The organism is Janthinobacterium violaceinigrum (assembly GCF_009208555.1).
In the GTDB taxonomy this organism is placed as follows: domain Bacteria; phylum Pseudomonadota; class Gammaproteobacteria; order Burkholderiales; family Burkholderiaceae_D; genus Janthinobacterium; species Janthinobacterium violaceinigrum.
Genome location: NZ_WFLI01000013.1, coordinates 50647 through 67158, shown reverse-complemented (window position 1 = coordinate 67158; position 16512 = coordinate 50647). Strand labels below are relative to the sequence as shown.

General features: G+C 63.7%; 12 protein-coding genes. 7 read left to right on the top strand and 5 right to left on the bottom strand.

The features are described 5' to 3' along the window. Positions 1-10: 10 nt before the first annotated feature. Entirely contained in the window at positions 11-3583 is a 3573-nt protein-coding gene (locus GCN75_RS13335) for a hydantoinase B/oxoprolinase family protein (RefSeq protein ID WP_152282955.1), read from the top strand. On the opposite strand, the gene GCN75_RS13330 is transcribed toward GCN75_RS13335, so the two are convergent. Continuing rightward, a complete protein-coding gene (locus GCN75_RS13330; protein WP_152282954.1) occupies positions 3565-4518 on the bottom strand; it encodes an AraC family transcriptional regulator in 954 nt (317 codons plus the stop codon). The two genes, GCN75_RS13335 and GCN75_RS13330, sit on opposite strands and share 19 nt — an antisense overlap. Before the next feature lie 177 nt (positions 4519-4695). Here GCN75_RS13330 and GCN75_RS13325 point away from each other — a divergent pair, with 177 nt between their 5' ends. The 3 genes from GCN75_RS13325 (at position 4696) to GCN75_RS13315 (ending at position 9128) form a co-directional block, all read left to right on the top strand. Then, complete coding sequence (locus GCN75_RS13325; protein WP_152257736.1) at positions 4696-5748, top strand: NAD(P)-dependent alcohol dehydrogenase; 1053 nt, start codon at positions 4696-4698, stop codon at positions 5746-5748. Positions 5749-6054: 306 nt separating this feature from the next. Further along, positions 6055-8481, top strand: coding sequence for a membrane-bound PQQ-dependent dehydrogenase, glucose/quinate/shikimate family (locus GCN75_RS13320; protein ID WP_152282953.1), 2427 nt, complete (start codon positions 6055-6057; stop codon positions 8479-8481). Positions 8482-8492: 11 nt separating this feature from the next. Continuing rightward, positions 8493-9128, top strand: coding sequence for a TetR/AcrR family transcriptional regulator (locus GCN75_RS13315; protein ID WP_152282952.1), 636 nt, complete (start codon positions 8493-8495; stop codon positions 9126-9128). 82 nt (positions 9129-9210) lie between these two features. Here the strand turns inward: GCN75_RS13315 and GCN75_RS13310 are convergent, their stop codons facing one another. Further along, the gene (locus tag GCN75_RS13310) at positions 9211-9609 is read right to left on the bottom strand and encodes a VOC family protein (RefSeq protein WP_152282951.1); all 399 of its coding nucleotides are present in this window, start codon (positions 9607-9609) and stop codon (positions 9211-9213) included. Positions 9610-9865: 256 nt separating this feature from the next. Here GCN75_RS13310 and GCN75_RS13305 point away from each other — a divergent pair, with 256 nt between their 5' ends. Continuing rightward, positions 9866-10258, top strand: coding sequence for a hypothetical protein (locus GCN75_RS13305; protein WP_226941365.1), 393 nt, complete (start codon positions 9866-9868; stop codon positions 10256-10258). Positions 10259-10328: 70 nt separating this feature from the next. Here the strand turns inward: GCN75_RS13305 and GCN75_RS13300 are convergent, their stop codons facing one another. From GCN75_RS13300 to GCN75_RS13290, 3 genes are all read right to left on the bottom strand, one after another. Further along, positions 10329-10814, bottom strand: a complete 486-nt coding sequence (locus GCN75_RS13300; RefSeq protein ID WP_193317496.1) for a MarR family winged helix-turn-helix transcriptional regulator — start codon at positions 10812-10814, stop codon at positions 10329-10331. After that, positions 10807-12138 (bottom strand): S41 family peptidase, encoded by a 1332-nt coding sequence (locus tag GCN75_RS13295; RefSeq protein ID WP_193317495.1) that lies wholly within the window; start codon positions 12136-12138, stop codon positions 10807-10809. Before GCN75_RS13295 ends, GCN75_RS13300 begins: the two co-directional genes overlap by 8 nt. Before the next feature lie 153 nt (positions 12139-12291). Beyond that, a complete protein-coding gene (locus tag GCN75_RS13290) occupies positions 12292-13917 on the bottom strand; it encodes a response regulator (protein ID WP_152282948.1) in 1626 nt (541 codons plus the stop codon). Between the two features lie 234 nt (positions 13918-14151). On the opposite strand from GCN75_RS13290, the gene GCN75_RS13285 reads away from it, so the two are divergent. Further along, positions 14152-15204 (top strand): GGDEF domain-containing protein, encoded by a 1053-nt coding sequence (locus GCN75_RS13285; protein WP_193317494.1) that lies wholly within the window; start codon positions 14152-14154, stop codon positions 15202-15204. A 158-nt stretch (positions 15205-15362) separates the two neighbouring features. Further along, on the top strand, positions 15363-16427 hold the full coding sequence (locus tag GCN75_RS13280) for a GGDEF domain-containing protein (protein ID WP_152282946.1): 1065 nt from the start codon (positions 15363-15365) through the stop codon (positions 16425-16427). Positions 16428-16512: the final 85 nt, after the last annotated feature.

The window sequence follows — 16512 nt, the reverse complement described above, 5'->3', positions numbered from 1 at the left end:
GGGCAAGGCGATGGACTGGCAATTCTGGATCGACCGGGGCGGCACCTTTACGGACATCGTGGCGCGCCGTCCCGACGGCAGCCTGGCCACCTGCAAGCTGCTGTCGGAAAACCCGGGCCAGTACCGCGATGCGGCGCTGGCCGGCATGCGCCGCCTGATGGGCCTTGCGCCCGGCGCGCCCCTGCCCGTGGAGCAGGTGGGCGCCATCAAGATGGGCACGACGGTGGCGACCAATGCGCTGCTCGAACGCAAGGGCGAGCCCACCGTGCTGGCCATCACGCGCGGTTTCCGCGACGCCTTGCGCATCGCCTACCAGAACCGCCCGCAGCTGTTTGCGCGCCAGATCGTCTTGCCGGAACTGCTGTATGGCGACGTGATCGAGATCGATGAACGTGTGGGCGCCCGCGGCGAGGTCGTGACGCCGCTCGACGAGGCTGCCGCGCGCACCGCGCTGGCACGCGCCCATGCACGGGGCGTGCGCGCCATCGCCATCGTGCTGATGCACGGCTACCGCCACCACGCGCACGAGGCGCGGGTGGCGCAGCTGGCGCGTGAAGCCGGTTTTGCGCAGGTGTCCGTGTCGCACGAGGTGAGCCCCATGATGAAGCTGGTGGCGCGCGGCGACACCACGGTGGTCGACGCCTACCTGTCGCCCATCCTGCGCCGCTATGTCGACCAGCTGGCGATGGAGCTGCCCGGCGTGCACCTGCAGTTCATGCAGTCGAACGGCGGCTTGACGGATGCGCGCGCCTTCCAGGGCAAGGACAGCATCCTGTCGGGCCCCGCCGGCGGCATCGTCGGCATGGTACGCGCCAGCGCGCTGGCCGGTTTCGACAAGGTCATCGGCTTCGACATGGGCGGCACCTCGACGGACGTGTCGCATTACGCGGGCGACTTCGAACGCGTGTTCGAGACGCAGATCGCCGGCGTGCGCATGCGCGCGCCCATGATGAGCATCCACACGGTGGCCGCCGGCGGCGGCTCCATCCTGCATTTCGACGGCGCCCGCTACAAGGTGGGCCCGGACAGCGCGGGCGCCAATCCCGGCCCCGCCAGCTACCGGCGCGGCGGCCCACTGGCCGTCACCGACTGCAACGTCATGCTGGGCAAGCTGCAGCCCGTGTTCTTCCCCCGCGTCTTCGGCCCCGACGCCGATGAAGCGCTCGATGCGGCCACGGTACGTGCCCAGTTCGAGGCGCTGGCGCGCACGGTGAACTCCACGCCGGAGCAGGTGGCCGAAGGCTATGTCGCCATCGCCGTGGGTAACATGGCCAACGCCATCAAGCAGATTTCCGTGCAGCGGGGCCACGATGTCACCGAGTACACCCTGACCAGCTTTGGCGGCGCGGGCGGCCAGCACGCCTGCCTGGTGGCCGATGCGCTGGGCATGCGCACGGTGTTCATCCACGGCCTGGCGGGCGTGATGTCGGCCTACGGCATGGGCCTGGCCGACCAGAGCGCCATGCGCGAACAGGCCATCGAGGCAGCAATGGGCGTGGACCTGGCCGATGATTTTGCGGCGCTGGGCGCCCTGGCGCACGGCGACTTGCTGCGCCAGGGCGTGACAGGGGAGTGCATTGCGCTCGTGCGGAGGGTGCACCTGCGCTACGAAGGCACGGATTCGGCCCTCGTCGTGCTGTTCGATACGGCAAGCAGCATGCAGGCGCAGTTCGAAGCGGCCTATAAAAAACGCTTTTCCTTTTTGATGCCGGCGCGCGCGCTGGTCGTCGAAGCCATTTCCGTGGAAGCCATCGGCGCCTCGAACGCGCCGCAGCCGGCAGCGCCCGCGTACGCCGCCCGTGCCGGCGCGCTGGCGCCTTTGGCGACGGTGGCCATGTACTGCGCCGGAGCGTGGCGCGACAGCTGCCTGTATGGGGCGGACAGCCTGCGTCCCGGCGATACGATCGCCGGCCCGGCCATCGTCAGCGACGCCAACGCCACCACCGTCATCGAGCCGGGCTGGCGCGCCGACGTCACGGCGCACGGCCATTTGATCCTGCGCAGGACCGTCGCCTTGCCCGGGCGTGTCGCGATCGGGACGCAGGCCGACCCCGTGATGCTGGAAATCTTCAACAACCTGTTCATGTCGATTGCCGAGCAGATGGGCCTGCGCCTGCAAAATACGGCCCATTCCGTCAACATCAAGGAGCGGCTCGATTTCAGCTGCGCCATCTTCGACGCCGCCGGCCAGCTGATCGCCAATGCGCCCCACATGCCCGTGCACCTGGGCTCCATGGGCGAGAGCATCCGCACCGTCATGACGCGCAATGCGGGTGCCATGCGGCCGGGCGACGTGTACATGCTGAACGACCCGTATCACGGCGGCACGCATCTGCCCGACGTGACGGTGATCTCGCCCGTGTTCGATGCAGAGGGCAAGGCCATCCTGTTCTACGTGGGCTCGCGCGGCCACCATGCCGATATCGGCGGCACGACGCCTGGCTCCATGCCGCCCGATTCCACGCGCATCGAACAGGAGGGCGTGTTGATCGACAATTTCAAGCTGGTTGACGGCGCCACGGGGCTGATGCGCGAAGACGAAACCCTGGCCCTGCTGGCGGGCGCCAGCTGGCCGGCCCGCAATCCCCGGCAAAACCTGGCAGACCTGCGCGCCCAGGTGGCGGCCAACCAGAAGGGGGCCGAGGAACTGCATACCATGGTCGCGCATTTCGGTTTGCCTGTCGTGCAAGCCTACATGGGCCACGTGCAGGACAATGCCGAGGAAGCCGTGCGCAGGGTCATCACCACCCTGAAGGATGGCAGCTACGCGCTGGAACTGGACAACGGCGCGCAGATCAAGGTGGCGATCAAGGTCGACGTGGCGCGGCGCAGCGCCACCATCGACTTCACGGGCACGTCCGCCCAGCTGCCGAACAACTTCAATGCGCCGTCCGCCGTCTGCATGGCGGCCGTGCTGTATGTGTTCCGCACCCTCGTCGACGACGAGATTCCCCTCAATGCGGGCTGCCTGAAGCCGCTCACGGTCATCATTCCGTCCGGTTCCATGCTCAACCCGCAGTACCCGGCATCCGTCGTCTCGGGCAATGTGGAAACCTCGACCTGCATCACGAATGCCCTGTATGGCGCGCTGGGGGCCATGGCCGCTTCGCAGGGGACGATGAACAACTTCACGTTCGGCAGCGCCAGGTACCAGTACTACGAGACGATATCGGGCGGCTCGGGCGCCGGTCCCGGCTTCGACGGCACGGACGTGGTGCAGACGAACATGACCAATTCGCGCCTGACGGACCCGGAAATCCTCGAGTGGCGCTTCCCCGTGCGCCTGGACAGCTACAGCATCCGCGCCGGATCGGGCGGGGCGGGGCGCTGGCGCGGCGGCAATGGCGGCGTGCGCAAGGTGCGCTTCCTGGAAGCGATGACGGCGGCGATCCTGTCGAACAACCGGATTATTCCGCCGTTCGGCATGGCGGGCGGCGCGCCGGGCGCGCTGGGGCGCAACTACGTGGAGCGGGCTGACGGCAGCATCGAACACCTGGCGCATATCGGCAAGACCGACATGCTCGCTGGCGACGTGTTCGTCATCGAGACGCCGGGCGGCGGCGGTTACGGCAAGACGGAATAGGCCGTGCCGGTACTGGCGCCGCTGAGCTGCGCGCGCACCTGGCCCACGTCGCGCATGGGCGCGCGGCCGAACTGGCGGCTGTATTCGCGGCTGAACTGCGATTCGCTGGCGTAGCCGACCCGGTAGCCGGCCGTGCCCGCGTCGATTCGCTCGACCAGCATCAATCGCCGCGCTTCCTGCAGGCGCAGCAGCTTCTGGTACTGCATCGGCGTCATGGCGGTAATCGCCTTGAAGTGGTGGTGCAGCGAGGACATGCTCATGTTCGCCATGCCGGCCAGGTGCTCGATGCGCAGCGGCTGCGCGTAATGGTGCTTGATCCAGTCGATGGCCTGGCCCACCTGGTGCGACTGGCTGCTGGCCAGCGCCATGTGGCGCAGGCGCGCGCCGACGGGGCCGTTCAGCAGGCGGTAGGTCAGCTCGCGGCGGATCAATGGCGCCAGCGCGGCGATTTCTTCCGGCTTGTCGAGCAGGCGCACGAGGCGCAGCATGGCGTCGAGCAGCTCGGGCGAGACGTCGCTGACGGATATGCCGCGCGTGGCGGGCAGGATTTTCTGCTGCGCCGCGCCAGCTGCGCCGCCGGCGCTTTCGCTGTCCAGCAGGGCCGCCACGTCGGCGATGTCGATGCCCAGCACCACGCACAGATGCGGCGCCGCCTCGCTGGCCTCCACCACGCGCACCTGCACCGGCAGGTCGACGGACGTCAGCAGATACTGCATGCGGCTGTAATGGAAGGTTTCCGTGCCCAGCGTGACCTGCTTGCCCCCTTGCGCGATCAGCGCCACGCTGGGCCTGGCCGCATGGAACAGCGATTCCGTGGTCGAGGACTGGCGGTGAAACGTGAGATTGCCGATGGCCGTCGCGTAGTCGCCATTGCGCGGCGCATGGCGGCTGATCAGGGCGGCGATTTCATCTTGGGGGAGGATCTGTGTGGACATGGGGCGAGTATGCATCAGGCGAGGACGGGCAGGGGACGATCTTACGCAGATTTGGAGGATCGTGCAAAGGTCTTGCAGGATCGCAGTAACGCGCGCGGCACATTTGCCCCACACTGGCTCCATCGCATGCACGGCACGCGTCCCCCTCGTTACAACCATATAGATACAGGAGTTTTCATGACCACCATCGCCAAAGGCTACGCCGCACTGGGCCCGACCTCCGCACTGCAACCGTTCACGTTCGAGCGCCGCGCCCCGCGCGAAGACGACGTGGCCATCTCGATCAAATACTGCGGCGTGTGCCATTCCGACATCCACCAGGCGCGCGATGAATGGGGCGGCGCCGCCTTCCCGATGGTGCCCGGCCATGAAATCGCCGGCGTCGTCACGGCCGTCGGCGCCAATGTCAGCAAGTTCAAGGTGGGCGACCACGTGGGCGTGGGCTGCTTCGTCGACTCCTGCACTACCTGCAAGACGCGCAACGTGGACCTGGAACAGTACATGCCAGGCCTGATCCAGACCTACAACGGCCTGGAAGCGGATGGCAAGACGGCCACGCAGGGCGGCTACTCGGACAGCATCGTCGTCAAGGAAGGCTATGTGCTGTCGATTCCCGACAACCTGCCGCTGGACGCCGCCGCGCCGCTGCTGTGCGCCGGCATCACCCTGTACTCGCCGCTGAACCACTGGAAGGCCGGTCCAGGCAAGCAGGTCGCCATCCTGGGCATGGGTGGCCTGGGCCACATGGGCGTCAAGATCGCCCACGCCATGGGCGCCGAAGTGACGGTGCTGAGCCAGACCCTGTCGAAACGCGAAGACGGCCTGCGCCTGGGCGCCGACCATTACTACGCCACCAACGACGCGGAAACGTTCAGCAAACTGGCCGGCACCTTCGACCTGATCATCTGCACCGTGGGCGCGTCCATCGACTGGAACCAGTACATCAACCTGCTGAAAGTCGATGGCAGCATGGTCATCGTCGGTATTCCCGACGGCGCCGTACCGCCGATCAGCGCCTTCGGCCTGGTGGGCGCGCGCCGCAGCCTGTCCGGTTCCATGATCGGCTCGATCAAGGAAACCCAGGAAATGCTGGACTTCTGCGGCAAGCACAATATCGTGTCGGACATCGAGATCATCCGCATCCAGGACATCAATGAGGCGTTCGAGCGCGTGGTGAAAAGCGATGTCCGATATCGTTTTGTGATTGATATGGCGTCACTGGCTGAGTAATTTGACAAGGGGTCGGACCCGTCGGGTCCGACCCCAGCTTTTCCGGTGCTGAGCCCTGAGCATCATTGGATACTCCGTGCGACGCACAAGGCTGGGGTCAGACCCATTGGGTCTGACCCCTTAATCCGACATCCCCACCAAATCATCCCATCCCCGCCAAAAATCAAGCTCCGACATCAATTTTTCTTTCCTTGCGTCAAAAATCGGCATAAAATGAAACCGTACAGTACAGTTTCAATACGTAGATTTGAAAAATCAGCCATCCCCGCGTGTTTGCCTGGGCAGGGGAGGCGTCATGGATAAAAAATGGACACTTCAACAAAGAATGGAGCGGCGGCGATCCCGCCGGTCTCCAGCGGCAAGCGCATTGCCCTGGTGGTTTTTGGCATTTTCCTCGGACTTTCCGGCCTGGCCCTGGCGGCGGGCGGCATCGAACTGATTAGCCTCGGCGGTTCCTGGTATTACCTGCTGGCCGGTCTCGGCCTGCTCCTGGCCGGCGTGCTGTATCTGCGCCGCAAACGGCTGGCCAGCGCCATCGTCGGCGCCTTGCTCATCGCGACCCTGGCCTGGGCCGTATGGGAAATCGGCTTTGCCTTCTGGCCCATGGTGCCGCGCCTGGCGCCTTTCCTCGTCATCGGCTTCGCCGCGGCCCTCGTGCATCCATGGCTGGCAGGCCGCGGCCACAGCGGCCAGTCGCGCGGTTTCGCCGCCCTGTTTGCCGTCGTGCTGGCGGCCGGTCTTGCCTCCATGTTCCAGCCGCACGGCGTGCTGGAGGCCACGGTGCAGCCGCAGCAGGATGGCGTGGCGGCCGTCAATGACGGCAGCGCCAACTGGGCGCATTATGCAAACGGGCCGACGGGCACGCGCTTCGCGCCCTACACGCAGATCGACAAGGACAACGTCGGCCAGCTGCAGGTGGCATGGCGCTACCGCACGGGCGAACTGGCCCAGGGCGCGTCCGAATCGCAGAACACGCCGCTGCAGATCGGCGACACCCTCTACACGTGCACGCCGACGAGCAAGGTGATCGCGCTCGACGCGGACACGGGCAAGGAGCGCTGGACCTTCGATCCCAAGCCGGCCAACACGAAGACGTGGAACCGCTGCCGCGGCGTGGGCTATTACGAGCCGGCCACGGTGACAAAGCCGTTCCAGTTTGAGGGCATGCAGGCGCCCAGCGCGCCGCAGGCGGGCGTGTGCGCCAGGCGCATCGTGCAGGTGACCATGGATGCGCGCCTGATCGAGATCGACGCGCAGACGGGCAAGCAGTGCGAGGGTTTCGGCGACAAGGGCGCCGTCGACCTCACCGTCGGCCTGGGCAAGGTGAAGATGAACGTGCCGTACTACGCCTACACGTCCGCGCCCACGGTGGCGCGCAACCTGATCATCCTTGGCGGCTGGGTCTTCGATGGCCGCTCCACCGATGAACCGTCGGGCGTCGTGCGTGCCTACAGCGCCGACACGGGGAAACTGGTATGGGCCTGGGACCTGGGCAATCCTGCCATCACCAAGCTGCCGCCGGAAGGGCAGACCTACACGCGCAGCACGCCGAACATGTGGTCCACGCCTGCATTCGACGATGCGCTGGGCCTCGTCTATCTGCCGACGGGTAATGAGCAGCCCGATTTCTGGGGCGGCAAGCGCCCGCCGCTGACGGAAAAATATGCGTCGGCCATCGTCGCCCTCGACATGGCGACGGGCCGCGAGCGCTGGACATATCAGACCGTCCACCACGACATCTGGGATTACGACGTGGCCGCGCAGCCGGCCCTGTACGACGTCCCGGACGGCAAGGGCGGCAAGATTGCTGCGCTGGTGCAGCTGACGAAGCGGGGACAGATCTTCATGCTGGACCGCCGCACGGGCAAACCGATTGCGGAAGTGGTGGAAAAGCCCGTGCCGCAGGAACATGCGGCCGGCGACTGGGTGTCGAAAACGCAGCCATATTCCACCGGCATGCCGGCCCTGGGGGCGGAGACCCTGACGGAACGCGACATGTGGGGCGCCACCTTCTTCGACCAGCTGGCGTGCCGCATCAGCTTCCGCAAGCTCAATTACAAAGGCGAGTTCACGGCGCCGGGCACGCAGGAGACCCTGATCTATCCGGGCTACTACGGCGGCTTCAACTGGGGCGGGGCGGCCGTCGATGAAAGCAATGGCTATATGTTCGTCAACGATATCCGCATGCCGCAAGTGGTCAAGCTGGTGCCGCGCGAGACGGTGGACGTGGCCAAGCTGACGTCGGGCCACGGCGTGGGCAGCACCTATCCCATGGATGGCACGCCGTTCGTCATCGACCACAAGGCCTTCAATTCGCCGCTGGGCATTCCCTGCCAAAGCCCGCCCTGGGGCGTGTTTGCCGCCATCGACCTCAAGACCCGCACGAAAGTGTGGGAGCGTCCGGCCGGCACGGTGCGCGATGCCGTCATCCACGGCGTGCGCGCGAATCTGCCGATCCCGCTGGGCATGCCCACCCTGGGCGGCGGCGTCAGCACGGCGTCTGGCCTCGTGTTTTATGCGGGCACGCAGGATTACTATCTGCGCGCCATGGATATCGCCACGGGACGCGAAGTGTGGAAGGCGCGCATGCCCGTCGGTTCGCAAGGCACGCCGATGACGTATGTGTCGCCCAAGTCGGGCCGCCAGTATGTCGTGGTGGTGGCGGGCGGCGCCCGCCAGAGCCCGGACCGGGGAGATTACGTGATAGCATACGCGCTTCCCAAGACACCGTAAGAGTTTGCTTCATGCCCCAGTTGCGCACCGTTCCAGCTTCCCCCAGCAATCGAAGCGAGGAGCGGCGGCGCAAGCTGCTGGTGGCGGCGGCGAACCTGTTCCTGCAATCGGGCTACGACGGCGTCAGCATGGACGCCATCGTGGCCGAGGCGGGCGGCTCGAAAGCCACGGCCTACCGCTATTTCGGCAGCAAGCAGGAGTTGCTGGTGGCCGTGGTCGAATACCTGTGCGCCGATTTCATCATCGACCTGCGCCGGCTCGATACCTCGCAAGCGGGCCTGGAACAGGGCTTGCAATTGATCCTCGATGAACTGGTGGCCGTCGTCACCAGCCCCCGCCACGTGGATTTCTACCGCCTCGTCGTCACGGGCGCGGCCGCCGTGCCCGCCGTGGGCCTGACCTGGTACGAACACGGCCCGCAAGTGTGGCATGCGCTGATCCTGCGCCTGCTGGAGCAGCAGCGCGGGCAAGGGCGCATCGCGCCCGACGCCTCGTTTTCCAATTTGCCGCAGATCCTGTTCGATGCCGTCTTCTCGCACCTGACCACGCGCACCGTGATGCTGGGGCAGGGCGGCAACGCGGCCACCTTCCGTCCCCTGATCGCGGAACTGATCGAACTGGTGGTGGCGCGGGTGGCCCGGAAATAAAGACTGCCGCTCACCCATGGAGCCGGATGACGCTGCGCGCATCCGACAATTGGCCTGCGGCGGGCACAGTATGTGGTCGGCGTCAGGCCTCTGGCGCTGTCCAGACCAGGTTCCACAGGTGGCCATCGATATCCTCGAAGCCCTGGTCGTACATGAAGCCATGGTCTTCTGGCGGATGCGGCGTGCGGCCGCCGGCAGCGACGGCCTTGGCGATCAGGCTGTCCACTTCTTCCCGGCTGTCGCAACTGAGGCAAATGACGAGCTCATTGGCTTCCCGGGCATTCGCGACCGGCTTGTCGATCAGGGACTGGAAGAACGGTTCGGCCGTCAGCATGGCCTGGATGGTGTCGCCGGCGATATTCATGAATGCCGCGTTCTCGCCGCTGAAGCGGGGATCGAAGGTAAAGCCGAGCGCGGAAAAGAAGGCCCTGGATTTGTCCAGGTCCTTCACGGGCAGGTTGAGGATGATCTGTTTTTTCATGGCGCTTCCCTGGTCAAGGTGGAATGGGCAACCGGTGCTGCATCCCTGGGATCTTAATTGCACACAAATCGATACGCTTGCAAAAAATAGTGTGCTCCAGATTTGCGATAAATGAAAGCGCAACAGTGACGGGCAAGCGGCGAAATCGATGGCATGCGCGCAAGCCCGATATGCTGTCCTTGCCGTGCGCCTGGGCTGGCAAGGGCGATTCACCGTTACAATCACAGCATGGTGACTTGATGAAGGGCGTAGAAAAATGGCGACTGAAGTGAGTATCGAGCATGGCGCGATAACAACGGCAAGTGAGATTTTATCCAGAATCAGCGGCGATATCCTGCTTGAGCGTATTTTCAAGAAAAACACCGACTGGGATGCAAAATTAGACGCACGAGATTCTTTTGAATTTGATCATGCATGGAGTATGAGCCATGAAAAAGTAACATCGTCTTGCCCGCCTGAAGATGGCTCGGTCAGGGAGGTAAGAGAAGCGGCATACAAGAAGGTTTATCAAATCACTAAAAACGCTGATCTTGCTGCATACGTATCGGACGATATGGGCCTGATCGCGCTGGCATGCAAGAACAAGCTGGATGTTGAATTTATTAACAACCTTTGGAAAAGCTACACGCAAGGGGAATTTCCAGCCTAACTCCACGGGGGCATGGCGCCATCGCGGCCGGGGCGGGTGGCTCGAAAGCCACGGCCTGCCGGCGCCGCCGTCAAGCTGGGGAATTGATGCGCTTGTCCAGCGGCTTCTCGTTGAGCGCATCGGTGGCTCTATCCACGAATTGCCTGACGTCTCCCACCTCGGCAAACAGGCCGGCATAGGCCTCCCGTATCAGCACCGTGCATTGCTCGAACTTCGCAAGCTGCGACAAGCCTTCCTCCGTGGGCATGAATATCCGCCGCCGCGCATCATGGTCATCGTTGCGATACTGTATGAGGCCCAGGCGCAGCAGCTTGGGGATTTTTTGCATGACCAGCTGGTGCGAATGTCCGAGTTCGCGCGCCAGATCCGATGCGGAAGCCGCGCCCAGCGTTGCAAGAACAGTCATCAGCGAACACGAACGAACGGGGATGACGATCCCCATCGTATCGAAGACTATCCTGGATTGTTCGGCGATCAGGACGCTCAGCCGTTCGACAGCGCGGCCGAGAAACACGGCGTCATCGATCGCGGCCGGGGAATGCGTTTTCTTAGTCAAGGCGCTGGTACCTCTGGATGCTGCCATCCTTGTTCACGCGCTCCAGCGCCGTCACTTTTCCATCCAGGGTATTGAGGCGGTATCGAAAATCCGACACGCCTTCCACCGCGAGCAGGTTGGGGCCTATGGGCTCAAGCGCGACCCGGAAGCGGTCGCGCCAGAGATAGTAGAGAACACCATTGTCCAGGATGAGCTGGCGGCCTTCATATTTTCCGGCGGCGTTCGTCAACATCGCGGCATCGATGTGCGGGCGCTCGATAGCGGCCGTCAAGCCGGGGAGCATCCAGGCCAATTCCGTGCGCCTGGCGTCATCGGTCTTCGCCAGATTTTCAAGCGCCAGCTTGTGCGCCACAGGCAGCGCGCGAATGGAGGGGCTGGCGATATCGGGCTGCACGCCGACGCCTTCGAAGTCGCCATGGTCAACGGGATCCTGGATCTGGCCGATCGGCACTTGCACGAAAAAATCATCGTTGAGCGGCTTGCGCGCCACCGGATGCGCGCCACCGGCCGTCCGCTCCCCGATCAGCGTGGCTCGCCCGAGCTTTTTCATCGCATAGGAAAACCATTCTGCGGAGGAAAACGACGTGGAACCGGTAAGGATGTAGACGGGCTTGTCCACCATGCGCTTGCCCGGCAAGCCCGGCAGCACCCATTGCCCGCGCTGGATGCGCTTGCCATCCTCGTTGTAATAGTAGTCGAAGAGCAGCTGGTCTTTTTCGCTGGAGAAGAAATAGCTCGCTAGAAATTGCGCCATTTCCAGGTGTCCGCCATTGTTGTAGCGCAAATCGATGATAACGGCATCCGTATTGCCCACGAAGCGCATGACGGATGCCGCCGTATCATGGGCAAATTCCGGATCGGCAAAATAGCTGAAGCGTATATAGCCGATATTTCCCGTCAGGCGGGCGACCTCGTCGAAACCGAAATTGGTTTCTTCCAGCCGGCTCGCTTCTTCTCGTCGTATCCCGGCCTTGAGCGCCGGGTTCGCCTTCGCCTTGAATTCCACGATCCATTCCGGGTCGGTGGCCACCAGGAAATGCAGGTCGCCGCTGACCTTGATGAGATCGTCGGTCAGCTTGCTCGCAAACGCTGCCTTCGTGGTCGCCGAGTCATACGCTCCCTTTTTCAGATGTTCCTGAAGCACGGGCCTGATTTTTCGTGCGATGTCCGGAAATGGGTAGTTTGCATTCAAGGTGCTGTCGAGGGAGGCGATGATCGCGCCTTTTTCGTCTCGCGAGATGCCAGGCGCCTCGGCAAAAGCGCTCGGTGCGCACATGATGGACAGTGCCGACAGCGTATGAAGCAGAAACAGGTGATGGCGCATTCTGATATTCCCTCCCTCGGTGAAACTCCAGCATACAATATATTGCGCAATATGTTGTAGAAAAATTCGCCGGCATCGACTCGGCATCGATTTTGGGAACAAACCACTTCCGTTTACGTCGCATCCCCCCGGCAGTCACGGGGTGCGGCAGTTTCAGGTGGCGATACCGTATTTGTGCTGCGTGGCCGCATACTGCTGCTTCAGCGATTCCAGCTTCGGATGCTTGGGGTCGATCTTGCGGATCACCTGCATCTGGTGCTGCGCCTGTTCGGCCAGCGGCGCTTCCCAGCCCAGCATATTGAGCTGGCGCAGGATGGCGTCGACGGAGGCGAACAGCACGGGCAGGTTGCCCGGCGTCTTGCGCAGGGCCTGGCGCAGCACGAAGACGGCGCCCTTGAGCTCTCCGCTTTCCGACTTGCTGGCCGCATCCTGCATCAGTTCCTGCACCTGGTTCGTGATCTGCTGGCCCATGCCTTGCGCCAGGTCGTGGCGGCCCGCCTTTTCAAACACGTCGACGGCCGCTTCCATCGTCACTTCGCTGTCCGCCTCGTTGACGAGCTTCATCATGACGTCGGAGGCGGCCTGCTCCAGATTGTTTTTCAGGCAGCTCTGCACGAGGCCCACCTTCAGCTGCGTGGACAGGCCCCGCGCCGTGTCCAGGGCGGCGGCGGCCAGCTGCAGTTCGCTGGCGGCGGCGATGTCGTTGCCCGACAATTCATGCAGCATGGCGGCCGAGATGGCGCGGCACGCTTCCACGTTGGCGCCGCCCCGCAAGGAGCGCTCCATGTCGCGCAGCACGCCGCTGGCCTGCGGCGCGTCGCCTTTCTTGACCAGCGTTTTCACGAGGTTGACGTGGTCTTCCGGGTCGCGGAATTCCGAGTATTTGGCTTTCGTGACGACCTGCTTGTAGGCCCGTTCGGCCGCGCCGATATCGCCCGTGTCGAACGCGATGCCGCCCAGGTGGCGCAAGCGGCGCACCATGTGCGGCGAAATGGCCACCGCGTCTTCGAGGATTTTCTTGGCCTGCAACTGCTGGCCCATGGCTTCGTGGTTTTGCGCCAGCAGGTCGTAGGCGGCCATGAAGCGGGGATAGGCTTCCACCAGTTCCAGCAGCGTATCCTGCGCCTCTTCGTGGCGCTGCTGCTCGAACAGGGTGCGCGCCAGTCCCAGGTGGGCCCAGGCCATGGGCCGCGTGGCCAGCATGTCGGCGTACAGCTGTTCCGCTTCCTTCCATTCGCCCAGGGTGAGGTGCAGTTCGGCGCGCAGGCGCGTGAAATCGGCCGCCAGGCGCGGATGCTGCAGTTCGGCCGCGCGGCAGCTTTTCACGGCTTCGCGCAGGTCGCCCTTGTCGATCAACTGATAGGTGGGCAGGAAAACGGCGCGCCGTTCGATGGCGCGGGCAATGCGGCCGCTCAGCACATCGACGGTAAACGGTTTTAATATGTAGTCGGACGGGGTCAGTTCGGCAGCGCTGATCACCTTGCTGTGGATGGCTTCCGAGGTCAGCATGATGAAGATCGTCCACAGGCCGATCAGCTTGTGGTGGCGCAAGTCTTCCAGCAATTGCTGGCCGTCCTGGCCGTCCATGCCACTACCAAGATCGTATTCGCACAGGATGATATCGAACGGTTTCTTCGTCAGCAGGCGGATGGCCGTGCCGGAATTGACGGCATATTCCACCTTGGTGATGGCCGCCTGGTTCAGCATATTGTGCAGATTGCCCCGCATGCTGGGGTTCGGGTCGACGATCAGGACAGATAAGTCGCTAGTTTCTGGCATTGTTCAGCTCTCGTTCATCTGTGTAGGGCTCTGCGGCTCGATGGGGCGACGACGTTGCCTAATAATATTATTAATTGCCAGCATACTGCAAAGCCAGTGCAAATCGCTAACAAAATGCAGGCGCGTGCGCGCGGTGCGACACGGCAGCCGCGTGCGCTTGCGGGCGGGGCAGGGGCGGGGTATCCTAAAAGCAACCTTTTGCGTTCGCTCATGCCTGACACTAGGAAAACCGCCATGTACTTGAACGAGACCCGCAGGCAGACCCTGCACCATCTGCTGTTTGGCGGAGGGCGGGCGCATGCCGAAAAGTATTTTCCCGAATTGCGCCGCATGGCCGTCGTCAGCGAGTCCTTTGGCCTGGCCAGTATCTTGCTCGTGTGGGCTTTTATTCCGCATGTAAATACGCTCGACAGGGGCGCGCTGCTGTCTGCGCTGGCCGGCATCGTGCTGGCCATCGGCATCAATGTGGCCGCGCGCGCCATCTGGGTGCTGAAACTGGGCGGCGCCGTGGGCATGTGCGCCATTGCCTATTGCTTCCGCCTGCTGGCGGAGGCGGCGGGCCAGGCGGAATTCTGGATGCAGCCCGTGGGCGTGTTCATGGTGCTGCTGGCGGCGCCCATCTTCAATGGCTGCGTCGTGTATCTCATCGTTGCCGCGGCAGTCTGGCTGATACTGGGCTACGGCCATTTCCCGCTCGACCCGGCCATGGCGCACGCCGCCTGGGCGAATTTGCTGATCGCTTACAGCATGCTGTTTGGCCTCGTGCTGAGCATCAGTTTCAATCTGTTGCGCCTGCGCGACTTCCGCGCCAGGGAAGCGCTGACCCGGCTGGCCTACCAGGATGGATTGACGGGCTTGAACAACCGCCGCCGGTTTACGGAACTGACGCAGCAAATGCAGCTGCAGCGGCAAGCGATGTATTTCCTGATGATCGACATCGACAATTTCAAGAAGATCAACGACACCCTGGGCCACGATGCGGGCGACGTGGTGCTGGTCAAGACGGCGCGCATCATCGCCGACGCCTGCGGCGGCCACCTGTGCGGGCGCCTGGGCGGCGAGGAGTTCGGCATCGTCTACCTGGGGGACCGCCGCGCCGTCTGCCAGTTTGCCGCCAGCCTGGTCGATGCCGTCTACCTGGCCTTCAATCCGGGACAGGCCGTGTCGATCAGCGTGGGCATTGCCGAACTGGCCTGCGACACGGAACTGGCGCACAGCTACCGGCAGGCCGACGCCTCGCTGTACCAGGCCAAGCACCAGGGCAAGAACCGCTATGTCATCGCCTGAGGGCACGCACATCCGTCTTGCGAAGGCGGCAGGGAGCAGGTATTCTATTTGTATTAACATATCGGCCGGAAACGGGCCAGATGTGGCGCAGACGCAGAGTTTCACCGTGACGTGACCGCTGGCGTTTCACCCTTACCAGAGAAAATCCAGCCTTCGTGATGCGCCTTCCTTCCATCAATACCCTGCGGCGCGTCGCCGTCCCCCTCGCGTTCGGCGGCAACAGCGAACAGCAGCACACATATTTTGCGGAATTGCACCGGGTCGGCATGGTCACGCAGCTGTTGGGCATCATCGCCTACAGCCTGACGTGGCTGATGATGCCGGAACCCTATCATCCGAACCAGACGCATGCCGTGCTGGCGCTGCTGGGCATGCTGACGAGCCTGATCGTGCGCTACCGCTGCACCACCTTGCCCGTGCTGACGATTACGGGCGCCTGCGCCGTGCTGACCCTGACCTTCGGCCTGCGCACCATGGCCGACGCCGTCCACCACGCCAGTTTCTGGGTCTTGCCCGTGGGCGTCTTCATGACCCTGGCCATCGCTTCCATCTTCAATGGCGGCCTCAGCTACCTGGCCGTGGTGGCCGGCGTGTGGTGGAACGTGGGTCACGGCCTGTATCCCGTGAACGCGGGCTTGCCCGACGAATCGTGGGCGCCATTGATGATCGCCGTCAGCGTGCTGTTCGGGCTGGCGCTGAATGTCAGCTTCAGCTTATTGCGTTTGCGTAACTATCACTCCAAGGTGGAATTGACGCGGCTGGCCTTCCAGGATGGCTTGACGGGCTTGAACAACCGCCGCATGTTCACGCAGCGGGCCCAGCAGATGCATGGCGCGCCCCACGGCGGCATGCTGTATTTCCTGATGATCGATATCGACGATTTCAAGGTCATCAACGACCAGCAGGGCCACGATGCGGGCGACGAAGTGCTGGTGCGCACGGCCGCCATCATCGCGGACAAGGCGCAAGGCCATCTGTGCGGGCGCCTGGGCGGCGAGGAATTCGGCGTCGTCTACGCGGGCGACCGCGAGGCCGTGCGCGCCTTTGCCGGCACCCTGGTCGAGGCCGTCAGCCAGGGCTTCCTGGCCGCGCAGTTCGTATCGATCAGCGTGGGCGTGGCCGAGCTGGACCGGGGCAAGGACCTGGGCCACAGCTACCGCCTGGCCGACGAAGCGCTGTACCTGGCCAAGCGCCAGGGCAAGAACCGCTATGTGATCGCCTGAGGCGCCTGAGGCGCGCCCGCGGTGTTGTTGCCGCGTCAAAAATGGCCGCTTTGCGGGGCAAAAGGGGAGCAAAGCCCCAAGTTCC